The following is a 6,253-nucleotide window of genomic DNA, read 5'->3' as shown; positions in this document are numbered from 1 at the left end:
GGACGGCACGACGTGAGCGCCCGGCGTGGACGCGCCGCGGCGCGTCCACGCCGGGCGCACCGGGCCCCGTGGCGGTCGGCGGCCTCCCCCTACGCCACGTGGAGGGTGTAGCGGCCGGAGGCGTGCGCGGTGAGCCGCCAGCCGCCGGACCGTTTCGTCAGCCGGAGACCGGTGAGGCCGCTGCCCTCGGCCTCGGGGCGGCCCGGGCCCGGGACCCACACGTCCAGCGTGCCCGTCCCGGAGCCCGCCAGCCGCAGGTCCCGCTCGGTGAGGGAGGACCGCAGGGAGCTCAGACGGCCGGGAGCGCTGCGCGGGTACGCCTGGGACAGCGCCGTGGTCTCGAAGGCCGGGCTCGCCAGCGGCTCGCCGTCGGGGCAGGTGTACAGCACGACCCCGCCGCCCGAGGTGGTGGCCTCCGGGTCGTTCTGCGGATCGCCGCAGGCCTTCTTCCACACCCAGATCGCCGAGCCCAGCACACCGGTGTTCTGCCGTCGCAGGAAACGGTCGAACCGGGAGCGGAAGTCGTCGGGTTCCCCGAACCATCCCCACTCGCCCGACCACAGCGGCGTCCCGTACGCCCGGGCGGTGCGCTCGGCGGTGGTGTAGCCCTGCTCGATCGAGGTCAGGGTGACGCCCAGGCCCTGGTCCATGGTGATCGACTCGCCGTACAGGTGCGGCGAGAAGACGAGCTGCGGGTCGTCGGCGAACCCGACGGGCGGGGTGGTGTCGAAGCCGAGTCCCGACCACAGGATCGAGGGCTCGAAGAACACCAGGTGGTGGAAGCCGCCGGACACCTTCGACTCCGCGGCCCGGATCGAGGTGATCGCCTGCTGGTAGAGGCGTCCGAGCAGGATCGAGGAGGTCACGCCCGGCGCGTCGCCGGGCCCCGGCTCGTTGAGGAGGTCGTAGCCGGCGACCGCGGGGTCGTCCGCGAAGGTCTTGGCGAGGTGCCCCCACATGCGGGCGAACTCGGTGCCGATGCCGTCGGTGTCGTTGTAGAGGTTGGTGAACGCCTGCTGCACGTTGGGCGAGAGGTCGCGGCCGAGGAAGCCGCAGGCCTTGGCGCCGTCGGTGAGGGTCGCCCACTTCGGGGCACCGTCGTTGCCGAACTCCGGTGAGGCGTTGGCCCGGCACCGCGTTCCCGGCGCCGCGCTGACGTACTTGGAGAAGGTGTCCTGGTGGATGTCGAGGACGGTGTGGATGCCGTGGGCGGCGGCCTGGTCGACCGCGGTGCGCACCCGCGCCAGATACGCCTCGTCGAAGACGCCCCGCTTCGGCTCCAGGGCCGACCAGGACAGGGCGAGGCGCTGGACGTCGAACCCGTACCGCTCCATCCCGGCGTAGTCGGAGTCCTCCAGCGGCCACACCGTGGGCTTGGCCGGGTCGGGCTGCCCGTAGTCGACGAGCTGGTTGACGTTCACGCCGCGGAGCAGCACCTGCCGCCCCTCGCTGTCGCCGATCACCGGGTCCCGTCCGTCGCCGCGCAGCACGGTCAGCGGCAGCAGCCCGTGCCGGTCACGGCCCGCGGTCTGCTTCTGCGAGCCGACGGAGGCCACCGCCGCTCCCGGTGCCAGGGTCCCGGCGGCGAGCGCCAGCACGGCAGCCACCGCGACGGGGGGCGCCCACCGGACCGCGCGGGCGAGACCGCCCCGCTCGGCCGAGGGCTCCGTCCTGCGCCGCCACGCCAGTTCCGCGACCCAGGGCACGCACACGACGCCCGCGCACACGCCCGCGGTCACCCCCTCCGCGACCCGTACGAGGACGGACGCGACCGGGAACAGCGCCCCGCCGAAACCGTTCAGGCACCCGTCGAGAAGCCACAGGGGCACGAACCCGAGAACGCCCGCGGCGGTGAGCGTCGTGGCGAGCGACCACAGTGTCACCCCGGTACCGGCGCGGGTCAGGCCGGGCGAGACCACCCGGCGCCAGAGCCAGACCCCGGCGAGCACGGCCACGGCCCCGGTGAGCAGGGTCGCCACCCCGCGTCCGCCGGGTATCGGTCCGGCGGCCCAGGCGAACGCGCCGGTGCCCGCCTGGAGCGCCACGGCGGCGCCGGCGGGCAGCCACGCGAACCCGGCGCCCGGATCGATGCCGGCACCCCGGTTCCCCGCGGCGGGCTCGCCGCCCTCGGCGCTCTCGGTGTCCTGGGTGTCCTTGGCTTCCTGGGCGTCCTTGGCTTCCCTGAGGCCCAGGCTCCACACGCCGATCCGGTACGCCGACACCGTCAGGCCGGCGACCAGCGGCCCGAACACGGCATACTTCGCGCCGGTCAGCCCGCACTCGGCGAGCAGCGCCTCGGCCGTCGGGAAGATGTGCAGGCCGCCCGGACCGGCGATGGCCAGCAGCAGCGCGCTGTAGGCCAGCTTGGCGAGGAACGCCACCAGGACCAGGCTCGACCAGACGCCGCCGAAGACCCATCGTGCCTTCGCCCCGGGGCCCACGGCGCGCACCAGCCGGTGGACGGCCACCGCGCTGCCGCCGATCAGCAGGGGCAGGAACACCACGGTGGCCCATGCGGGGCTCGTGGCGTTGCCGGGTACGAAGCCCGCGTCCACCCAGTTCTCCGGAGCGAACAGTCCGGTCCCGTCGACGTAGCCGAGGACGGCGCAGAGGACCGCGAGTACGACCACGGTGGTGAGGGAGGCGACGCGGGCAAGCCGACGGCCGCCGAGCTGATCATCGGCAGGGAGCATGGATGGAGAAGATAGGGCAGTGTGAAGGTCCTGCGAAAGGTCTGTGAACAGGAATTTCCCTCGACCCGCGAGGCCCGGGCCGGCACGGGCCGCAGGGGGCCGTGGGCCGCTCGAACAAGATACTTCCGCCGGATCGTGGACGGAGGTCCGAACTCACGTGCCGGGCTTGGGAGTCACCGGGCCCGCCACCGCTCGTCCCTCGCGGAGCCGGTGCGCCGCGGGCGGTGCCCGGCCCTCCGTACGGACGCCGGACGGCCGTGATCACACCACGGTAACGGTCCGGTCCTCCGCGACCCGCGGCCGGTGGTGAGGGGCCGTCACCGACCGCCTCACCTGCCGCGCTCGTCCGCCGTGCGGTCCCTCAGTCGATGCAGAACTCGTTGCCCTCGATGTCCTGCATCGGGATGCAGGACTCGTTCACGCCGTCGGCGAGCAGTGTCTGCACGTGTGTCGCGCCGAGCGCGACCAGCCGTGCGCATTCGGCCTCGAGCGCGGCCAGGCGCTCGTCACCCACGAGACCGGTGCCGACCCGCACGTCGAGGTGCACCCGGTTCTTGACGACCCTGCCTTCGGGAACGCGCTGGAAGTACAGCCGCGGGCCGACGCCCGAGGGATCGACGCAGACGAACCACGAACCCCGGTCCTTCGCCGGCTGCGAGAGCGTGTACTCGTCCCATGTGGCGAACCCGGCCGGCGGCGGCGGTACGACGTACCCGAGGACCTCGCACCAGAAGCGGGCGACGCGCTCGGGTTCGACGCAGTCGAAGGTGACCTGGAACTGCTTTACGGATGACATCGGCCCACCGTAACAGGGCTGCGCCACTGAACTCTCTTTACCTAAAGGCGAGTTGACGCGGCGACAGGACACGGGCGGAAGGACGTTCCCGCGGCGGTGTGTCCCCGAACCCTCTCGGAATTGTCCGCGATCCGTAACAGACGGATCCTCCGGCCTCCGTCGCTCGTCCTGCCATGTGGTCGGAGGGCGACCGAGGAACTGCGGGAGAGCGGGGCGGACATGGCACGGCACGGCAGCAAGCGGGGCTGGTACGGGAAGTTGGCCGGGGCGGCGCTCGGGGTGACGGTGCTGGCGGCCGGCGCCTCGATGTGGACCGCGCAGGCCGGCGCCGTGCGCGACTCGTCGCCCCGCCCGGCCGCGTCGGCCGCACGGAACAGCGTCAAACCGGTGGCGGAGGGCATCGTCCACGCCTCGGACGAGGGGGCGCAGGGCGTCAACATCACCATCGACGACGGCCCCGACCCCGCATGGACCCCTCAAATGCTCGACGTCCTGCGCGAGTACGGGGTGAAGGCCACGTTCTGCATGGTGGGGACCCAGGCGCAGGCACACCCGGACCTCGTGAAGAAGGTGGTCGCGGCCGGACACCGGCTGTGCGACCACTCCGTGTCGCACGACACCACCATGGACACCAAGTCCCAGGCGTACCAGTCGCAGCAGATACTCGACGCCGAGCGCATGATCACCAAGGCGTCCGGCGGTGTGCGGCCGATGTACTACCGGGCGCCCGGCGGAGCCTTCACCCCCTACAGCCGCAAGCTGGCGGCCTCCCGCGGCATGCGGCCGCTGGGCTGGAACGTGGACTCCAAGGACTTCGAGAAGCCGGGCACGGACGCCATCGTCGCCACGGTCGAGCGGGAGCTGCCCAACGGGCCGACGCTCCTCTTCCACGACGCGGGCGGCGACCGCTCCCAGACGGTCGAGGCCCTGCGCCGCATCCTCCCCCGGCTCAAGGAGCAGGGCCGCACCTTCGGCTTCCCGGTGCGCTGAGCCCCGCCCGGAAACCGACGGCTTCCGGGCGGTCAGGACACTTCGGGGCGGGCCGGCCGCCCGGGGCGGATCAGCGCTGCTGCGTCCCGGGCGGAAGGGCCAGCCCTGCGGGAGCGGCGGACCAGGCGGTCTCGGACACGGCAGGAGCGGAAGCCCGGAGGGGTGGCATCACCCGCTGCAGGTCGTTGCGGATCCGCTCGGCCTCGCCTCGGACCAGCGCGGGAACATCGCCGCGCTCCGCGACGAGCTGGCGGTAGATCGGGGCTTCCTGGAACACGGACAACGCGTCCTTCCTGTCGGGGCCTCGCGCCGGACACGGACGCGGCTGCCGAGTGTACGGGCCCCACAGCCCCCTCGGTTCCACGCCGGACGCCCGCAGACCCGCCGCACGGCCCTCGGACCTCGGTCGAGCCGGTGCCGGGCCCTTTCCCGGGCCCCGCACCGGCTCCAACAGGTCGCGCCGGAAGGGCTCTTCGACTTCTGTCACGATTCCATACCGGCCAAATGTGCGGCTGACCACACCGGGGCCACGGGACCCCGCCCAGGACCGCGTCGACCGCGCCGAGACGCGACGCACCAAGTCCCCCGGATCGGGGGCCGACCGCACGCCACCGACTCCCGAACATGATGAAATCGGGTGAAAAGGCCACCTTCGTGGTCACCGTCGGATCAATAACCTGTCGTCGCCCTGCCCGCCCGCTGTGACAATGATCCGGTGAACGAAGCCCCCACCGGGCGGACGCCCGTCGTCCTCGGAGTGGACGACCTCCGACCGCTTCCCCGGGCCACGCGCGTCGCCCGCACCAGCGGCGAAGGCGTCCGGCTCCTGGAAGAACACCGCGGCAGCTTCATCGACGAGCTGTGGCTCGACCACGATCTCGGCGGCGACGACACCATCATGCCGGTGGTCACCCTCCTGGAAGAAGCCGCCTTCCACGGACGGCCCTTCCGGATCGGAGCGGTCTACGTGCACAGTGCCAACCCCATCGGCGCCGAAACGGTCGTCCGGTCACTGACGCGCTGGAACTACCGCGTCCAGCGGGCGACGGCCTAGGACCCCTCGTGAAGGCGCGCCTCTCCCGTCGGCGGGGTCGGTCCGGAACGGATGTCAGACGTGTCTGCCAGGCTGCGGTCATGGAGATGACGCTGCAACTGACGATCGACTGTGCCGACCCGCAGAGGCTGGTGGCGTTCTGGAGCGAGGCCCTGGGGTACGTGCCCGAGCCTCCGCCGGGCGGCCGTGCCACGTGGCGGGAGTACTGGACGGCCATGGGGGTGCCCGAGGAGGAGTTGCCCGCAGGGGCCGGCGACATCCCGGAGTCGATCGTCGATCCCTCGGGAAGGGGGCCCCGGATGTGGTTCCAGCAGGTTCCGGAGCCCAAAACCGCCAAGAACCGGATACACCTCGACCTGAAGGTCGGCGGCGGGCGCGACGTCCCGTTGGCGGTCCGCACGCAACGGGTCACCGCCACGGTGGCAAGACTGGTCGAGGCCGGCGCCAACGTGCTTCGGATCACGGACGAGCCGGACATGGGGCAATACGCCGTCCTGTTGCAGGACCCGGAGGGCAACGAATTCGACGTCGTCTAGGAATCACTTGGCCGTGCCGCTCACAGCCACTCGTCGACCGTCACGACGAGGACGGTCGCTTCGTGGCGAAATCGACGGGGGCGGGTGCGAGAGGGGGCGGGTGCGGCCACCGTGGTCGGTCGCACCCGAGCCGAAAGCCCAAGGGCTCATCGGTCGTTGGGAGTAGGTCCTGCGCCCCAGGCGC

At 72.2% G+C, this 6,253-nt stretch carries 6 protein-coding genes; 3 read left to right on the top strand and 3 right to left on the bottom strand.

Features of this window, described 5'->3' with window-relative positions; translation table 11 throughout:
- Window positions 1-89: 89 nt before the first annotated feature.
- Both ACFW6B_RS32960 and ACFW6B_RS32955 read right to left on the bottom strand, forming a co-directional pair.
- The gene (locus tag ACFW6B_RS32960) at window positions 90-2,693 is read right to left on the bottom strand and encodes a cellulase family glycosylhydrolase (RefSeq protein WP_386601921.1); all 2,604 of its coding nucleotides are present in this window, start codon (window positions 2,691-2,693) and stop codon (window positions 90-92) included.
- 361 nt (window positions 2,694-3,054) lie between these two features.
- Complete coding sequence (locus ACFW6B_RS32955) at window positions 3,055-3,489, bottom strand: VOC family protein (protein WP_386601919.1); 435 nt, start codon at window positions 3,487-3,489, stop codon at window positions 3,055-3,057.
- A gap of 219 nt (window positions 3,490-3,708) precedes the next feature.
- On the opposite strand from ACFW6B_RS32955, the gene ACFW6B_RS32950 reads away from it, so the two are divergent.
- Complete coding sequence (locus ACFW6B_RS32950) at window positions 3,709-4,479, top strand: polysaccharide deacetylase family protein (RefSeq protein ID WP_386601918.1); 771 nt, start codon at window positions 3,709-3,711, stop codon at window positions 4,477-4,479.
- 70 nt (window positions 4,480-4,549) lie between these two features.
- Here ACFW6B_RS32950 and ACFW6B_RS32945 read toward each other — a convergent pair whose 3' ends face one another.
- On the bottom strand, window positions 4,550-4,756 hold the full coding sequence (locus ACFW6B_RS32945; RefSeq protein ID WP_386601916.1) for a hypothetical protein: 207 nt from the start codon (window positions 4,754-4,756) through the stop codon (window positions 4,550-4,552).
- 438 nt (window positions 4,757-5,194) lie between these two features.
- On the opposite strand from ACFW6B_RS32945, the gene ACFW6B_RS32940 reads away from it, so the two are divergent.
- On the top strand, window positions 5,195-5,533 hold the full coding sequence (locus tag ACFW6B_RS32940; RefSeq protein ID WP_386601914.1) for a cyclic-phosphate processing receiver domain-containing protein: 339 nt from the start codon (window positions 5,195-5,197) through the stop codon (window positions 5,531-5,533).
- An 80-nt stretch (window positions 5,534-5,613) separates the two neighbouring features.
- Window positions 5,614-6,069, top strand: a complete 456-nt coding sequence (locus ACFW6B_RS32935; protein WP_386601912.1) for a VOC family protein — start codon at window positions 5,614-5,616, stop codon at window positions 6,067-6,069.
- The last annotated feature ends 184 nt before the right edge of the window (window positions 6,070-6,253 follow it).

It is taken from the genome of Streptomyces sp. NPDC058751 (assembly GCF_042746485.1).
Lineage (GTDB): Bacteria > Actinomycetota > Actinomycetes > Streptomycetales > Streptomycetaceae > Streptomyces.
This window is presented reverse-complemented; position numbering and strand designations above follow the sequence as displayed.

What these genes read in the sequence shown, in the direction of transcription:
- ACFW6B_RS32960 (WP_386601921.1), bottom strand. Translation starts at nt 2,693, where the DNA reads ATGCTCCCTGCCGATGATCAGCTCGGCGGCCGTCGGCTTGCCCGCGTC.
- ACFW6B_RS32955 (WP_386601919.1), bottom strand. Translation starts at nt 3,489, where the DNA reads ATGTCATCCGTAAAGCAGTTCCAGGTCACCTTCGACTGCGTCGAACCC.
- ACFW6B_RS32950 (WP_386601918.1), top strand. Translation starts at nt 3,709, where the DNA reads ATGGCACGGCACGGCAGCAAGCGGGGCTGGTACGGGAAGTTGGCCGGG.
- ACFW6B_RS32935 (WP_386601912.1), top strand. Translation starts at nt 5,614, where the DNA reads ATGGAGATGACGCTGCAACTGACGATCGACTGTGCCGACCCGCAGAGG.